Here is a 16444-nt window from a genome sequence, read left to right as displayed (position 1 = left end):
TCAGCACCCCGAGCCTACCGGCTCAAGGTGGGCAACGCCGACCTCTTCAGAAATTCAACAGAACCCGGGACATCCCCAGAATTCGCGCCCTTTACGACAAAGCGTTTCTCTCCGAGGTGTTCGGAGACGTCTGTATCGAGCTTCAACTCCTCGAAAAGGCACGCGCCCATCTTCCAGTTGCTTTTATCCGCCGCAGAACAATGTAGGGTTCGGCCATTGAAAACCTCAACGGCGTACCCATCGATCTCCTCGGGAATGATGCGATGAAAGACCAAGCCACGCCGCTGATATGGTTGCGTTTGCGATAGCGACCTCGCCGTGCTTACGCTGTCTCGCGGGATGACGTAACAGTTATCCACGATCCATTGCGACGGCTCCTTCGGCCATTGAGAGCGGTACTGGCCCAGTGTCCAATCGACCGCTCGGATCAAACCACCGATCGTCTCCGCGATCTCTTCCAGCCCGTCGGGCAGCGTCCAAGCGATCGATCCCGTCGCGAGGGCATCCGTGAATTTCCTCTCCCGGCCCGCGATCCTTCCGTCAGCCATGGCACGATAAGCCTTGAGGACGGGCCCCGTCGACCAGAAACAGTCCATTCAGTTGGACAAGAACGCGCCGAAGGTTCTCGGCGCTGAAATCGCTAACGGTGGCATGCGTTGTCGCAAGCGCGCGTGCACGCTCCTTCCATGCACCGAATTCAACACTATCCTTGGAGTCTTGGCTAAGCGCCACCGTGCGTGACCTGAATCAAACGACAAATATACGATACGACTGTTAGTGGCTTCACTCTCAAATCGCAACCGCTAACGATCGTAATTCGAGCCGGTCAAAGCTTTGAACGCGGCAAGACGACACGGCGACCGCGCATTGAATCACCGTCGGCGGAAATGAGCTGCTGAGCACCAGTGGCGCGAGCTGAGTGCTCGCGGCGAACCGACGCGATTCGCCGCCCCCAGGTCCGTTTGCGCCGTCTAGGCGAGGCAGATAACAAGCCGACCTTAAGGTCTTCCCTAGGTTTCGCATGCGCCAACTCGACGAGGAGCGCTGCTCGATCAACCTTATCGAACGGATCATATGTCCCGTGTATCCAAGCCAGCCCGGGCGGGGGTCCCCGGCCCCCCGCAATTCAGCTGAAAGGTATAAGCTGCTGCGCAAAAAAACCGCAGCCGTGGAGATTTGTGCCGATCATGCCAGCACCGCTACGCCGACGCAGTCACAACACGCGCAGCTCAGGTGCTCATCCATTCTGGCCGCCCCGTCGTGCTGACATCTCCAAACAGGTATGCTATCTAGGATTGATATAATCTAAAGTTATAGCGAGCATACTGTCGCCGACAGCCTGGGTCGGCCGCCTTGTACAGAAAAGGGTTGTGATCATGCCCCTTGAGACAAAGCCTGCCGAGATCATCGGCACCCATATCGTGCAGGATCAGCTCATCTGGTACCCACGCGTAGGGCACGACAACAATACACGATGCGTTATATTCGTCCATGGCGTGACCGGCGATATCGTCAAGACGTGGCAAAGCAAGGAGCTCAAGGCCGGCTTTGTCGAGCTCATCCTCGCCGATGTCGCGCTACAGGACTACGACGTCTATGCCTTCGGATATTACACCAAAAAATACCGCGGGCCGCCGATCGACCACGCCGCCAAGGACCTCGCCAGCGCGGTGTCGAGCCTGCCAAGGCACTACGACAGCATCGTCTTCATTGCGCACAGCATGGGTGGTCTGGTGTGCATGCAATATATCATTGACAGGCTGCAGCGCCCGGACGGGCCTCCTCCGATCAGCGGGCTCCTGTTATACGGAACGCCGACCACGGCAGCGATCTCCTCAAGGTCGCAAGGCTGGTTGGTTATGGAGTCGGCATGAAGATTCCGGTCATCAGTCATGCCATTGACCTGTTCCGGAAAAGCCAGCAACAGTTCGTGGACCTTGAGACCGGGAGCGAGTTTCTCACGCGCCTTTTCGATCAGTGGGCGCTGCGGGTCGTCAATGGCGGTCACGAAGAGGCCGGCGACCAGCGCATGTGGCTTGCCGTTCGCGTCGTGACCGGCAACAACGATATCGCGGTGAGCGAGGCCTCGGGCAAGGGGGTCTATGGTGCGATCGATTGGAAGCCCCTGCAATTCGATCACATCCAACTGGTCAAGCCTGCGGCCGCCAACGATAGGCGATACTTGGAGGCCAAGAGCTTTCTGCAGATCGCGCGCCGAACGGACCCCGACGTGCTGGATCGTGTCTGGAGGGCAAGCCAGGACACCTGGGCCAGTCGATTTGGCCGCGTCAGTAAGGATCTCGTGTTCTTCACGGAGATCGATTTGCGCAAGAGCACGCGGAGGAGCGGTGCGCTGGCAGCCTACGGAACGTGTACCACGATCTGCGAATACCGCTTCATCCTCGGCAGCGACTTCATCGACTTCGGCATCTCGTTTGCCGCCTCCGCCGAGCTCTGGGCCCGCCAGCCGGCGCCGGTCTACATTCACCAGGTCGGACTGGATCTGCTGCCGCAAGCCGAGCAGACTGCGCTCCGGCAATCCATCGACTCCACCCTCAGGAATGAGGACGATGAGGCGGTCTGGTCGACGTTCTTTCCCCGGCTTTCAATCAGCATCGATAACGTCGTGCTGCAAGGAGACGAGTTCAATTGGCCGACGACCACCAGGACATCAGCCCCCTGGCTGCTGCGGAGATTCCGTCTTCCCGCAGGGCTCGCGGCCAAGATCGGCACTATGGTGACGCTGAGAATGCGATACGATTCCGTCGTGCCGTCGTCACTCCCCCACTTTACCTTCTCGGCTCCCTGGATTGTGCACAAGGCTAAAGTCGACGTGGTGGTGAAAGGAGACTTCGAGTATTTCGTGCTGGGTCACAGGCTCGTTCCGGACGGCAAGGTCGAGCGACGGCTGGAGCAGGTTCTCGAGGGCCGCAAGGCGCATCTCCCATGAGGAGATCATGCTGCCCGGTTCCGGGATGGACGTCCGCTGGCGGCTGAGGGATCACAATCAAGCAACGCTCTCGTCGCCGGAACATGCAGGAGAAGCCTCATGAACGGATATGGCACCGTCGAGGCGATCTACCGTCAGCTGGGTATTGGGGTCATCAAGAAGGAAAATGGGGAGCGGATCATTTTCACAGCCGGCTCCGTCAAAGGCGGCGATCAGGGCTTCCAGGATCTCGAGGAAGGCGAGGACGTGTACTATCGCGTGTTCAATGACAAGATCGACTCGATCGGCATCGCTCGCGACGTCTGGAAGAAGCACGATGGCGGCAAATAGCGGTTCTGGCGCGAAAGCTGTCCGTGAGGCGACATGAACGGTTACGGCAACAACCTCGTTATCTGCTGTGACGGCACCGGCAACGAGATCTCCGAGAACATTTCCAACGTCCTCAAGGTCTATCGCTGCCTGCGCAAGACGGACAACACCCACCCGACGCAGAAGGTGTTCTACGATCCCGGCGTCGGCACCGTGACGGAGCCGTCGACGTGGAATCGCTGGAAGGCCGACGTCAATTTGGTGCTGGGGCTCGCCACCGGCTTCGGGCTCGATGAGAATGTGCTCTCCGCCTACCGCTTCCTGGTCGAGCATTACAAACCGGGCGACAAAATATATCTGTTCGGCTTCTCGCGCGGCGCCTACTCCGTGCGGATGCTGGCGGGGCTGATCCACAAGATCGGGCTGATCTCGCCGGAGCAGGTCAACCTCGCCGGCTCCGGCCTCGTCGCCTACAAGCAATATTCCGGCACCGGGCGCGGCAACGACATCGAAGACCTCAAGGATATCGCCATCGACGCCGACGGGCCGCTGCCGAAGGACCAGTTCGACCTCGCCGCGCAATTCGCGCGCATCACCTCGACGCGCTGGCCGACCATCCATTTCATCGGCGTCTGGGACACGGTGGCGAGCCTGATCGTGCCGCGGCGTGACAATCTCTTCTATCTGTTCTGCCTGGAGGAGCTCGCCTTCACGCTGCGCAATCCCAGCGTCAACATCTTCCGGCAGGCGATCGCGATCGACGAGCGGCGCTGCATGTTCCGCCTGAAAGCGTATGAGGAGCCGCAGGAGTTCTGGAGCCACCGCTACGTGCCGGACGAAAAAAAGGTGCCGCAGGACATTCTCCAGGTGTGGTTCGCCGGCGTGCATTGCGACGTCGGGGGCGGCTATCCGGAGGCCGAGAGCGGGGACTCGAAATATCCGCTGCTCTGGATGATCGAGGAGGCGACCAAGGCCGGCCTCAATTTCAACCCGCGCACGGTGAATCAGCTCGCCTGGGGCATCCAGCGCAAGAACAGCCCGTTCAGTTACGTCGCGCCTGCCTTCACCGGCAAGACGGGCGAGCTGCACGATTCGATGAGTGCGGCCTGGCGCGTGCTGGAATTTCTGCCGAAGAGCGCGAGCTACAAGGAATGGCCGGACCGGAAGGTGGTGCTCGGCTTCTACATCCCCGATTGCGAACCCCGATTCATTCCCGAAGGCGCGCATGTGCACGAGAGCGTGCTGAAGCGGATGGCGGTGGAGCCGAAATATCGCCCGGTGAATCTGCCGAAGGATTATGTGACAATGCCGATGCCGGTGGGGCCGCTCACGGAGGTCAAGGTGGAAGCGGGGTGAGGTGCGCGTGGGCTCGCGATGAGTGAGGGAGCAACCTGCTCGCTTTAACCCGCGCCGCAGACGTATGATTCGGCGCGTTCAGTCGAAAGTGGCCGATGCGGTGGCAGACACCACGAGCCCGACTTCGCGCCGGCCAATGCGCGCGCGGCCCACACCGGGCAATCAGATCGTGCCGCACACCGTTCCGTAATATTGCTCAACCAATCGAGCGTCGTTTCCTCGTCAACGAAGACCTCACCGAGGAACACGCCGATTTCTTATGCTCGCTCGTTGTTCGACGCAAATTCAATCGATGATCTTCATGTCGATTTGTTCTGGTCGGACATCGTCACCATTCCCGGCATCGGATCGTGTGACAAGGGACCAGATCGAGACGCCGCCTTTGCGCGCTGATCTGATAGGACCGCCGCTCGAAGTCGGCGGGCCTAATGGACAGCATGACCGTCGACATCTCCGATTTGCGGGATGGCGCGCTCGATTTCGGAAGCTTGGTCGAAGTGATCGGTCCTCATCAGACCCTCGAAATGCTGGCGACTGACGCCGGCACGATCTCCTACGAGATCCTCACCGGCCTCGGTCATCGCTTCCAAAGAAGCTATTGCTGAACTTGTCCCCAGTCAAACAGCATCATCTGGCAGAACATTGGAGCAGATAATGAAAGTCACCGTTTTAGGCGCGGGCGTTATCGGCGTCACAACCGCATTTCAACTTGGAAAGTTCGGGCACGAAGTGGTTGTTCTTGACAGACAGCCGGGTCCAGCGCTGGAAACGAGTTTCGCGAACGCGGGGGAGGTTTCCTTCGGCTACTGTTCGCCCTGGGCTGCCCCCGGAATCCCAACGAAGGCCATCAAGTGGATGCTCATGCGGAATGCACCATTAATCCTTCGGCCAAAGCTTGATGCGGCCATGCTCTCCTGGCTCCTCCGCATGTTGTCCAACTGCACGGCGAGCCGATATGCGCTCAACAAGGGAAGGATGCTGCGCCTAGCCGACTACAGTCGCATGGCGCTCGCCGAGGTGAGAGGGGAGGCCTCCCTGAACTATGACGAGCGCATGCAGGGAACCCTGCAGCTGTTCCGAACTCAGCAGCAGCTCGATGCATCAACTAAGGACGTGAAGGCTCTTGCGGCAGACGGCATCCCTTTCCAGGTACTGGATCGCGATGGTTGTGTTCGGGCTGAACCCGCGTTACGCTACGTTCGCGACGGCATAGTGGGAGGACTTCTGACTCCGAAAGACGAGACCGGCGACTGCTTCAAGTTCACCAATGCGCTGGAGCAAAGAGCCTCAGCATTGGGCGTTGACTTCCGTTACGGACATATCATCAATGGACTGGACATCGATGCCGGCCAGGTGCGTGGTGTGATCACCGATCGCGGGACTATTCGCTCGGACGCAGTAGTTGTCGCATTAGGGAGCTATTCACCTCTTCTCCTCAAGAAGATCGGAATCAAGCTGCCAGTCTATCCTGTCAAAGGATACTCGCTGACAATCACAATCACCGACGTTTCCCGTGCCCCCGAATCGACGGTCATGGATGAGACATACAAGATTGCAATTACCCGTCTGGGAGATCGAATTCGTGTCGGCGGGATGGCTGAAATCTCGGGCTACACCAATGACCTCGTCGAAGCGCGTCGACGGACCCTGGAGTGTTCCGTGATGGATCTGTTCCCTGGCGGAGATCCCAAGAGCGCATCCTTCTGGTCAGGCCTTCGACCCATGACCCCAGACGGCACCCCAATCATCGGCGGGACCAGATCAGAAATCTATTCTTGAACACCGGGCATGGCACTCTCGGTTGGACGATGAGCTGCGGTTCCTCTCGGGTCATAGCGGACCTTGTCTCGGGAAGAAAACCCGACATCGAAGCTGAGGATCTCGGACTAGAGCGTTACGAATAGTTCTGCGCCAAAGGAGCGAGCCACGAGAAGGCGAGGCTCCCAACGGACGCATCATCATCGCGTGGACAATTATGCCATCATGGACGAGCGGGGAATCCCAGCAAGCAGCAGGTTTGCCAATTGATCCGCCCCATCGGGGCCATCGGAATAGTATCGCGGACGAGGAGGCGCTGAAGCAGTGCAAGCAAGGCTCCTTTCAAGAGAACCCTTAGTCAGAGGCAACCCCCGTAGCTTTCGACGTGCCAGTGGAATTTCGAGCTCTGCGCTGGGCGATCGTCGCATCCCAGCATCGCAGCCTTCGCCAGGCGGCAGAGACACTCAGAATCAAGCAGCCGACGCTTAGTCGCTCTCTTCGAAATCTCGAGCACGCCTTGGGCAGCAAGATCTTCCAGCGCACGAACGGCGGCACGCAACCAACCATTGAGGGTGAGGAATTCATCGAGGATGCCCGGCGCATCGTAGGCGCAACTGACGCAATGACCGCTCGCCTCAAGATCCGCCCGCGTGGCGAGAGTGGTCGGTTGATCATCGGCATTCACACCTCCCTCTCAGCCGGCAATCTCCGGGCCACTCTCCTCGAGCATCGGCAGCGCTTTCCCCATGTCGAGAGACAATTGGTCGACGGAGCGAGCGACCATCTGATCTCGGATCTCGCCAGTTCCGCTATTGACATCGCCTTCGCGGCCGAGTCCGCTCCAAGATGGAGCGGCAAGTCATTGTTGCTCTGGAGCGAACGCGTCGTCGCCGCCCTCCCCGCGAACCATCCGCTGACATGTCATGATGTGGTTCACTGGGGTAAACTGAGGCGCGAACCGCTTTTGATTCGCCGACGAGCTGCCAAAATGGCGTGATGATCCCAAGCGGCCGATCGAAACCGCCGAGACATCGCTGACGTCCCGGCTCTGCGCTCATATGAATAGCGCAACGAGGAAGTCTGGTGGATGGGATTTTCTCCAGTTTCGTATCGAGGAGCCTGACGAGATCGTCGGTGGGCGAAAGGTCGACTTGGTTCCGGCCCCCAGCGCAGCGACGATCTGGATCGAAGGCCGCGAATACTCGCAGTATTCGTCTCTCGTTCCTATCGAATGCAAGCGCCCGCCCATCCCCGCCAGCGCAACCCGCGATGACCGCGAGTACCTTTATAGCGCTCATTCCTCGACTGGTGGCGTTCAACGTTTCAAAGCTGCCCATCACGGTGCCGCTCACGCGATCGGCGCCATGATTGGATACATCCAGTCTCTGAATTGACTTCTGGGACGCAGATTTGCGCCTGGCTTCAGGGTTGGTCGCAACTCCGGTCGATGGGTGGAGTCTGAATGATGAGCTCCGCATCACTAAGCGCGATACGGCGGCAAGGTGAGCGCTGCTGGAATCTATGCACCAGCGAAACGGAGGACTTCCAGATATACAACTTCATCACCTCTGGATCGACATGGCTGCCCCGTCAGAGGGCACGACGCACTCGGCACAGCCTGCCCTATCGAGCTGACCGCATGACATTGCTTTCCCTCTTGTGTCGTCCATCGCGATCCGAGCCTGAGAGCGCTAAGCGCTCATATTGATTCACGACGAAGCTGAGATCGAGAGCGGGACTACACAGGCTCACACGGGGGTATTTCATTGGCGAGATCGTAGACGCCCTGAGCGACGTTGCGGGCCAGGTCTCGACCCGCGGTCGCCTTGGCCTAACCGACCTCAACAAGCACGCGGAGGACTTCTTCAAGACGATCCTCAACCATCTTCTTTCTATCTCGCTCGTCAATCTCAACACCGATCGCAGCAATGAACCGGGACTTCTGGTGGTGGCTTCTCGCTCATGATCCCATCACCCGGCCGGAGCCTCGACATCGGGCGGGTTCATATAGGCTCGGAAACCGGCCAGATCCTCGTCGCTCGGATTCTCGGCCTCGGGAATGCACCGGATGGTCTCGGCGATGTCGCGACGCGTGACGTAGCTGATGATCGCGCCACCATTGCTCAGCTTCGTACTCCATCGAGCCGCACCAGCGGTTGGGACGGGCAAGGCCCGGCGCGAACGCAATGGGCTTCTTGTTGCCCTTCTTGCTCACCTCGTGCTTCGCGAGTGCCACCCGGATGAACTCAAGCGTGGTGAAGCCCATCTCCGTCCGCCGCAGGTCGATGCGCATCTGCTCGACAAGTTCGGGCCGCTCCTGGGCATCTCGCAATTGCTGGGCGCGCAGTTCGCGATCGTACTGGCGATATCCCAAGTCTCGGTCGAGATGGGCAGCCTTTAGATCGATTCCCGAATTCTCGGCGAGCTTGATAACCTCTTCGCAGCGCTGACGCCACGTCCGCAATAACGTAGGCGGCATAGATCCACATCGGCGAGAGCGCGCCCAACAGCGCGATCTTCCCACGCGGAGGTTCCCGATGAGTGAGTGGTCGCACCGGGCCAGCAGATACGTTTCAACGGCGCGGCACGCGACCCGTTGTAAGTCCTGTCGCACGTTGGGGTTGTATGCCGGACCTCGGCGAGGCGCGGTGTATTCGGTCGCGCGCATGAGCTGGTGCGCTTAGTATGACGCGCATCACTCCCACAGGAACAACGCCGGTGCGTCCGGTTCGCGCGATCACGGCGCGAGCGCGCCATCTAGATTGCGCCTGCGCCTGTTTTTGGGCCGGCAACTTTGTCGATTTCAAGCAAGGGTGCAGGCACCATCCGCGAAATCGCTCGTCTGCGGCGACCTGACTGTCTAGAGGGGCACGCGACTACGAGAGGTCTGGCGCGGTGAAGTCCGCCGTTTCTTTCGTTCGGTACGCCAGACTGCGACACAGGATGTCCCCGCTGTTGACGCGGCATGCGGTTCTTCGTCCCGTTTGTCATGCGGCATAGCAGGGCCGTTTCGACCGGACATCCCGACCACGCGAGCAAGTGCGGGCGATGTGCAGTCGCAGAGAGAAGCAAGCTGGAGTATGCAGATTAGCAGCGAGCGCCGGAAAACACCGAGCTCAAGTCGGAATGAAGCTGAGGTGGACGCGCAGCTGAGCCCAAGCGAAGCTCAGCGGACCAGAAAGATAACGATTCAACTTTCAGACAGCATTTTCCAGCGACTTGAAGCCGCGACTGACCGCCCGGGGATGCGCGAGAGGGTCGTCGCCCAGGCGGCTCTTGTGCGCTTCCTAGATCGGGCCGCCTAGGGATGCTTTTGTTTACACCGCCATCGATCGGAATGAGCAGGTGCTCAACTTCTGCATTTCGGGTGGGCTTTCCTCGTCCAGTACGGGACGGGGTGAATCTCGAGCAATGGCCGGCAAAGGAAGGACACTATCCCTCAATCCCCCTTGGCTAAAGAGTTAAATTGGAAGTCTCAGATTGCACTCAAGCGCAAGTCGACGGGCCAAAGCAGGTCAGTTCACGTCGCGATCCCGAGCGCCGAAATGGTCATCCTGGAAGCCGATCAGGACGTGGAGTGGTGAACTCGACCTTGCGCTGCCTGACTTCCCGCCTCTCCGACCGACTGATTGCCTGAGAAGCTCCAAGCAGCTGGTCGGATATGCGACATGCGTCGCAAGCACGACAGGAATGATACAAAAAAAGCGTAATTGCAATGAGCGCTGGCTGGCATGCGACTTGCTATTTTCTCCGCAGAGCCAGGTAAAGCGAATTTGAGCAATGACCAGTCTGACTGAGAGCGCAAGTCAAGTCGGTGCGGCGAACCTGCTGAGCGTCGGTTCGCGGGCCCCCTCGATCAAAGTGGAGAAGTGGCTACGCGGCCAGCCCGTTAGAAAGTTCGAACGTGGGAAAGTATATATCCTCGAATTTTGGGCGACGTGGTGCGGGCCATGTATCGCCTCGATGCTAAATCTGGTGGTCCTGCAAGATAAGTACAGGAACAACGGAGTTGAGGTGGTGGGCATCGCGGCTCACGAACTAGCTTCGACGGAAAATGAAGCGCGAGCCAGCTTGGACGCCTGGTTGACAAAGAGCTTGTCAAATCTGAACTACGCGATTGCATTCGACTACGCCGGCGAAATGAACAAGCTTTGGCTGGATCCAAGCTTTTCTGTCGGGATTCCCACGTCATTCGTCGTTGACCGTGACCGCCGCATCGCCTTTATTGGCCATCCGACGCAGCTCGATCATGCCTTCCCCAAAGTTCTGAACGGATCCTGGGCAATGAGCGATGACGCCAAAGCGCTGGATGCGGAAAGGATAAACACGGGCCGACGCAGAAAGCGTGAACTATCGCAGAAGAGAGCTCTGGTGGAGCCGATCCTTGCCAGACTTGAGCCCGCCATGAAGAGAAAGGATTGGCCGGCAGCCCTTTCAGCTATCGAGGAGGCCCTCGCGGCGGTGCCGGACGAGGTCACCTTCCGTGGGCTTCACGCGGAATTGTTGCTTCACAAGATACGCGACCTGGGGGCTGGCCTACCGGTGTTGCGCCAATTAGTTCGCGACGCGATCGAGAAGAAGTCCGTGGTTTGGATGAGCGTCGCGATTCGCCAACTGTTCGACCCTCGAAAGACTACTCCGATTTTCCACATGCGGAGCGGTTTGCCATGGGCAAGGAGCTCTCCGAACACATCCTGGCTGCGAATCCGCCCCGAGGCAGCGAGGGCGCGAAGTTCCTGTCGTACGGGGCGGTCGCTCAGTACTATTACGAGACCGGTAAGAGGGACCGCGCGGTCGAATTGGTCGAGCTGGCGCTGAAGTGGCTGGATGCAGCGCCTGCCTCGGATCTAGCGAAACGGGACGTCGTGCAGTGCTCTGTCCAGGCGTTGGCGAGCTACAGGCGTGAGAAGCTCTCTCAGGAGTGCTGTTCAGGCCCGCAAAACACGGCTCTCGAAAAACCGGAACCGAGATCGCCAAGGGAGGCAGCGTGAGCAATGCTGCTTGGCATGTCTTTTCGGCCTCGTGGTTTTGCGATCGAAATCGAAGCCTCTTGGGAATGTCGGGGCATTCACATGAAGTGAGGACAGGAGGCGCGAGCCGGTGGACGCAGGCGAGGCCGCACCACCATGAGTTCTTATGGCGAGTGTTTCCTCAAGGTTGATCGCTCCGACGCGATAGCGGCGAGAGTGCCTGCTAAAGTGAAGAGTGGTCGGCGGCTGCTAAGATTGGCGTCCTAGAGGATGCTGGATGGCATCTTCGAATAAAGAAAAAGATAGAAAAGGGTGGTGACGCTGATGCTTTCCAGCTCTCAAGGAAGCTTTCTCAACGTTCTATCGCTGCTCTCGGAAGCGGTTCAGAACTTCGTTCCGCGTGGACGGCAAGCCGATTCGGGAGAGGCGCCAGTCCGTGGCTCTGGACTGTGCTGTTCGGAGCCGTCAGATTCCCCTGCGCCCGCCCGTGAAGGAACACTGAGCGAAGTTGTACCTTCATTGAGCGCCCTCTTTGCGAGCACGGCGCCGGGGCGAGCATGATGTACAATCAGCGCCAGCGCCGCTCTGTCAAACCGGCCGCCCTGTTCCGGCAATCTGGGCCCTGGTACAAAGTTCTTTATGTCCAGGTGCTCATAGCGATCCTGATTGGCATTCTCGTTGGCTGGCTATGGCCCGCTGTCGGGACGAGTAGCTGGGTCAAAGCGCTTGGTGATGGCTTCATCAAGCTGATCAAGATGGTGATCGCGCCGATCATCTTCTGCACTGTTGTGTCCGGAATTTCGCATGTTCAGGATGCACGAAAGGTCGGCCGAGTCGGCGTCAAGGCGCTACTTTATTTCGAGATCGTGTCAACCTTCGCGCTCATCCTGGGTCTTTTGATGGGCAATCTCGCTCAGGTCGGTCGTGGGCTCGTTCCCAAGGGGGATGCCGCGGCCGTAGCCACCTACGTCAAGACGGCGGAAGCGCAGAAGACGGTCGATTTCCTCCTCAATATCATTCCGGATAGTGTAGTTGGCGCCTTGGCCCGAGGTGACGTGCTCCAGGTGCTACTGTTTGCCGTCCTATTCGGGTTCTCGCTGATGGCGCTTGGGGAGGGGGGTGAGCGGATGCGCGGTCTGGTTGACGATGCCGCACAAGCGGTGTTTGGAGTCATTAGGATCGTAATGAAGGCAGCGCCAATCGGAGCGTTCGGCGCCATGGCCTACACTATCGGCGAATTCGGACCGTCCGCGCTCGGTAAACTCCTCGGATTGGTTGCCCTGTTTTATGTGACAGCCGGGCTCTTCGTGATCATTGTGCTTGGCCTGATCGCGCGCTTGGTAGGCTTTTCTATTCTAAAGTTCATCAGGTACATCAAGGATGAGCTGCTGATCGTGCTCGGAACATCGTCGTCCGAAAGCGCGCTGCCGCAGCTGATGGAAAAACTGGAACGGCTCGGCTGTTCGAAGGCGGTCGTTGGCCTGGTGGTGCCGACAGGATATTCTTTCAATTTGGACGGGACGAACATTTACATGACGTTGGCGACCTTGTTCATCGCGCAAGCGCTCGGGATCGATCTCAATTTCGGCCAGCAGCTCACGATACTCATTGTGGCGATGCTCACCTCGAAAGGCGCAAGCGGTGTTACCGGTGCCGGCTTTGTCACCCTGGCCGCGACCTTGACTGTGGTCAGTCCTGAACTTGTCCCTGGCATTGCGATCGTATTCTCGATCGATAAGTTCATGAGCGAGGTGCGTGCGCTGACCAACGTCATCGGGAACGGTATTGCCGCGGTGTTTGTGTCCTGGTGGGAAGGCGAACTCGATAATGTTTCGCTACACGCGCAGTTAAAATAAATGTGCGAGCTCAGCCTAAATCGCTGACGAATGCCGCGGGCCAACAAAGCCGTACCGTTCAATCCTGATTGGGAGCAGGCGACCATCCGGTTGAGACATTTGTTTTATTCGAAAGTGCCACACAGATCAATGATTCCCCTTAAGCTGTCGATTTCGAAGCGAGCCGGCTTGACGTTCCCTTATGAGCATCATTTAGATCACGCATGATTCAGGCGTAGTAGCCAGGATCGCCCGATCGGGGTGATGGTCATTCATGGCGAACTCTCGTGACTAAAACCCCAGGATCAGGCCGCGGGATAACCCTGTAGCGAAGATCACAGTCCATCAGTTTACGAACTACGACATCGGTTCCGATCACATGGTTAGGTCGAGACGTTGCAGCGCGCGTGGGCTATCGTTGTCATCAAAGCAAACGTCCTTGAGAACACCGCTGTAGAGGTCGACGACGCTGTGCTTGGGAGAGAGCTATCGCCAAATTTCGGTGACGGCCTGAGCCGGTTAGGCGGCGGCGGTTGTGGGCTGACGGTCGGTGACTTGTCGATGACCTCGATCCCGTCGTTGAATGTCACACCGAGAACGGGTTCTGAGAACTGATCATGACCGTCGAGGCGGCGCCAGCTTCTCTGCGCGCCCGCGACCAGTTTGAAGACCATCGCAAGCGCGGTCTTGTTGGCTAGGCAGCCCTTCGATCGGATGGTGCGGTGGCACATAGTGGAGAAGGTACTTTCGATGGGGTTGGTAACCGGTATGAGAGTTTCTCGGTGCCGATGTTCCGCTGCGATATTCAGGATCGTAGCGTATGGTGCGACCATCGGGACAGAGGCACCGGGAGCACGAAAGGTGCGGGCAGGCCGATGCATTCGATGAGCCGCGAGCTCGAGTTAGTAGCTGGCCGCCTCTGCGACTCGCCCGGTTGCGCTGAGAGCGCGAATCCTTAGTTGTCGTGTCGCCCGTAGCTCCCGTTCTGTGGTCTGATTGGCAGGAGGTGCGAATGCGACGGGTGATTGGCATCGACGTCCACCGAACTTTCGGGGAGGTGGTGGTTTGGGAGGATGGCAGGCTCCGACATGCGGGCCGCATTGATATGACGCGGACTGCATTGGAAGGATTTGGCAAGACCCTGCTGGCCAGTGATGAGGTGGTGGTCGAAGCGACCGGCAACAGCATGGCGGTATCCCGGGTTCTGGCTCCGTTCGTGGCACGGGTGATTATCGCCAATCCGCTGCAGGTGAAGGCGATTGCCCAGGCTCACGTCAAGACCGACAAGATTGATGCCGGCACGCTCGCCAGTCTGCAGGCGGCCGGGTACCTGCCGCAGATCTGGACGCCTGACGCGGAGACGGAACGCAAGCGTCGGCTGGTGGCGCGGCGCTACCAGGTCGTGCGGCATCGCACGCGGCTCAAAAACGAGGTCCATTCGATCCTGCACGCGCACCTGATCCCGAAGTGCCCGCATGCCGATCTTTTCAACGGCCGCGGCCGGACGTGGTTGGCCGCCCAACCGTTGCCGGACGATGAGCGCGCAGCGATCGATCGGCACGTGCGCGAGCTTGACCGGCTGGCGGAAGATCTGGCCCTGCTCGACCGCGAGATCGCGCAGGACGCCATCGACGATTCCGCGGTCAACAGATTGATTACGATCACCGGCGTCAACTTGGCGGTCGCTGCCGGCATCATGGCGGCGATCGGCGACATCAGCCGGTTCAACAGCCCGCAGAAGCTGGTGAGCTATTTTGGGCTGAACCCGCGGGTGCGGCAATCCGGACTGGGCGCCGCTCATCACGGCCGCATCAGCAAGATCGGCCGCAGTCACGCGCGCGCCATGCTGGTCGAGGCGGCCTGGGCAGCGGCCAAGGCGCCCGGTCCGCTGCATGCGTTTTTCGTGCGCATCCGAGCCCGGCGCGGCCATCAGATCGCCGCGGTGGCCGTGGCCCGGAAGCTCACCGTGCTTTGCTGGCATTTGTTGACGAAGCGCGAGGATTACCTGTGGGCGCGCCCGGCACTGGTCGCCATCAAGACCCGCGCGATGCAGCTTCAAGCCGGACATCCGCAACAGAAAGGCAGCCGGCGTGGGCAAGCGTATGCCTACAACATCAAGGCATTGCGCGACCGCGAGATGTTGATTGCCGCACAGGCGGAGCAAAGCTACGAGCGCTTGGTGACGCAATGGAAACCACGGCCAAAAACCGGCGCGCGGGCGCCTCAGGTCGGCAAGACAAAATAGGGCAGCCTGGTCGCGCTTGCAGCCGATGCGCCACGCTTCGCCACGAGGTCGCCCGCGCCCGCCGAGGGTAATCCCGTCTGACGGCAAGTGCCAGCCAGGAATGTATTCCCGTTCCACGCCAGCATGCCGCCGTGCTCGGGCCGGTCAAGGCCAAGCCTTGCGGTGGCCGCAAACGCGGCCAGCCTTGACCGCCCCTGCGCGCGGCGGCTGCGAGATCGATGGCCGGGACGGAAGAATGGCCGCGGCGCAGCCGAACAAAAGAATGGACGTACGCGATTTCTGCAATCGTCATCTCGGTCATGAACAAACGCTTGTCCATCTCATCCGTCGTGCGTAGGTGTTTCCAATGCTCGGCCAGGAGGTCGTAGAAAGCCAGCAGCGTGTCCCCATCCTTGCGCAGGCAGTCGGCGGTTTCCTGCAGCGGACGAACCGATTGGCCGATCAAGGCCGAGCTCCTCGGGCGTCTCTGTGAGCATTATGCGGCTGAGGGGCCTTAGTGGTTTTGTCGCACTTGGCCAGATCAGATAGTCACGCACTGCATCTGTTCGATAGAGTGGCCGGCCATCGACGTAGCGCCATTTCAGCGGTTGGTTCGGGTCGCGCCGGCTCGAGTGCACCGGGCGTGCGCCGGATGACCGTGGCCGCCTCTAATGCGGTCAAGTTGGAGCTGCCCGGCAGCTTATCGATGTTGAATGTCGCGGGCGGCGGCATGCCACGGCTCTTGCGATGGCGCTTCGTGGCGCGCGGCATTTTCCTACTACCTGGCGATCCAAATGCCTCGATTTAAGTCTTTTCTTCCTTGCTGCCCATGGCCTCGGCCCCGAACCGTGATCGGTCTGAGGCAATAAGATCGTAGGCATCCCCAGCAAGAACCACAATCCGTAGACCCTAGCTAACCAATTCCAGCCATAGTTGAGATCGAGGGCTGATCGCCCTTCTTGCGTGGCACACCGGGCGCAGAGAGAGTGAAGGAATCATGACGGAGCCGGCCAACCAGCTGACACTCACCGATACGGTGATC

At 59.3% G+C, this 16444-nt stretch carries 11 protein-coding genes and 4 pseudogenes; 13 read left to right on the top strand and 2 right to left on the bottom strand.

The window, feature by feature from the left end; genetic code table 11:
- Positions 1–14: 14 nt before the first annotated feature.
- Positions 15–548, bottom strand: coding sequence for a hypothetical protein (locus tag AC0L21_RS36580; protein ID WP_473266727.1), 534 nt, complete (start codon positions 546–548; stop codon positions 15–17).
- 828 nt (positions 549–1376) lie between these two features.
- On the opposite strand from AC0L21_RS36580, the gene AC0L21_RS36575 reads away from it, so the two are divergent.
- The 12 genes and pseudogenes from AC0L21_RS36575 to dctA all read left to right on the top strand — a co-directional run bounded on the left by AC0L21_RS36575 (position 1377) and on the right by dctA (position 13199).
- A complete protein-coding gene (locus tag AC0L21_RS36575) occupies positions 1377–1874 on the top strand; it encodes an esterase/lipase family protein (RefSeq protein WP_473255620.1) in 498 nt (165 codons plus the stop codon).
- Positions 1871–2950, top strand: coding sequence for a hypothetical protein (locus tag AC0L21_RS36570; RefSeq protein ID WP_473266725.1), 1080 nt, complete (start codon positions 1871–1873; stop codon positions 2948–2950). Before AC0L21_RS36575 ends, AC0L21_RS36570 begins: the two co-directional genes overlap by 4 nt.
- A gap of 99 nt (positions 2951–3049) precedes the next feature.
- On the top strand, positions 3050–3280 hold the full coding sequence (locus tag AC0L21_RS36565; RefSeq protein ID WP_456766202.1) for a hypothetical protein: 231 nt from the start codon (positions 3050–3052) through the stop codon (positions 3278–3280).
- A 33-nt stretch (positions 3281–3313) separates the two neighbouring features.
- On the top strand, positions 3314–4615 hold the full coding sequence (locus AC0L21_RS36560) for a DUF2235 domain-containing protein (RefSeq protein WP_473266722.1): 1302 nt from the start codon (positions 3314–3316) through the stop codon (positions 4613–4615).
- Positions 4616–5043: 428 nt separating this feature from the next.
- A pseudogene (locus AC0L21_RS36555) lies at positions 5044–5220 on the top strand (alanine racemase C-terminal domain-containing protein); the annotation flags it as partial.
- A gap of 49 nt (positions 5221–5269) precedes the next feature.
- Positions 5270–6519: pseudogene (locus AC0L21_RS36550) on the top strand (D-amino acid dehydrogenase).
- Positions 6520–6758: 239 nt separating this feature from the next.
- Positions 6759–6890 (top strand): annotated as a pseudogene (locus AC0L21_RS36545) (helix-turn-helix domain-containing protein); the annotation flags it as partial.
- On the top strand, positions 6891–7370 hold the full coding sequence (locus AC0L21_RS36540) for a LysR family transcriptional regulator (protein ID WP_473266733.1): 480 nt from the start codon (positions 6891–6893) through the stop codon (positions 7368–7370).
- Positions 7371–8093: 723 nt separating this feature from the next.
- Positions 8094–8339, top strand: a complete 246-nt coding sequence (locus AC0L21_RS36535; protein ID WP_473255636.1) for an SMEK domain-containing protein — start codon at positions 8094–8096, stop codon at positions 8337–8339.
- Between the two features lie 138 nt (positions 8340–8477).
- Entirely contained in the window at positions 8478–8774 is a 297-nt protein-coding gene (locus AC0L21_RS36530) for a hypothetical protein (protein ID WP_473266720.1), read from the top strand.
- A 1379-nt stretch (positions 8775–10153) separates the two neighbouring features.
- Positions 10154–11191 carry a TlpA disulfide reductase family protein gene (locus tag AC0L21_RS36525; RefSeq protein ID WP_473266718.1) on the top strand — a complete coding sequence of 346 codons (1038 nt, stop codon included), beginning with the start codon at positions 10154–10156 and terminating at the stop codon, positions 11189–11191.
- Between the two features lie 712 nt (positions 11192–11903).
- Positions 11904–13199, top strand: coding sequence for a C4-dicarboxylate transporter DctA (dctA, locus tag AC0L21_RS36520; RefSeq protein ID WP_473266732.1), 1296 nt, complete (start codon positions 11904–11906; stop codon positions 13197–13199).
- A gap of 498 nt (positions 13200–13697) precedes the next feature.
- On the opposite strand, the pseudogene AC0L21_RS36515 reads toward dctA, so the two are convergent.
- Positions 13698–13975: pseudogene (locus tag AC0L21_RS36515) on the bottom strand (IS256 family transposase); the annotation flags it as partial.
- Positions 13976–14208: 233 nt separating this feature from the next.
- On the opposite strand from AC0L21_RS36515, the gene AC0L21_RS36510 reads away from it, so the two are divergent.
- The gene (locus AC0L21_RS36510) at positions 14209–15423 is read left to right on the top strand and encodes an IS110 family RNA-guided transposase (protein ID WP_473266729.1); all 1215 of its coding nucleotides are present in this window, start codon (positions 14209–14211) and stop codon (positions 15421–15423) included.
- Positions 15424–16444: the final 1021 nt, after the last annotated feature.

This window comes from Bradyrhizobium sp. WSM4873, assembly GCF_055811355.1.
This window is presented reverse-complemented; position numbering and strand designations above follow the sequence as displayed.

Bases quoted from the DNA above. Each gene is read 5' to 3' on its own strand.
- AC0L21_RS36580 (WP_473266727.1), bottom strand. From the start codon at position 548: ATGGCTGACGGAAGGATCGCGGGCCGGGAGAGGAAATTCACGGATGCC.
- AC0L21_RS36575 (WP_473255620.1), top strand. From the start codon at position 1,377: ATGCCCCTTGAGACAAAGCCTGCCGAGATCATCGGCACCCATATCGTG.
- AC0L21_RS36570 (WP_473266725.1), top strand. From the start codon at position 1,871: ATGAAGATTCCGGTCATCAGTCATGCCATTGACCTGTTCCGGAAAAGC.
- AC0L21_RS36565 (WP_456766202.1), top strand. From the start codon at position 3,050: ATGAACGGATATGGCACCGTCGAGGCGATCTACCGTCAGCTGGGTATT.
- AC0L21_RS36560 (WP_473266722.1), top strand. From the start codon at position 3,314: ATGAACGGTTACGGCAACAACCTCGTTATCTGCTGTGACGGCACCGGC.
- AC0L21_RS36530 (WP_473266720.1), top strand. From the start codon at position 8,478: ATGATCGCGCCACCATTGCTCAGCTTCGTACTCCATCGAGCCGCACCA.
- AC0L21_RS36525 (WP_473266718.1), top strand. From the start codon at position 10,154: ATGACCAGTCTGACTGAGAGCGCAAGTCAAGTCGGTGCGGCGAACCTG.
- dctA (WP_473266732.1), top strand. From the start codon at position 11,904: ATGTACAATCAGCGCCAGCGCCGCTCTGTCAAACCGGCCGCCCTGTTC.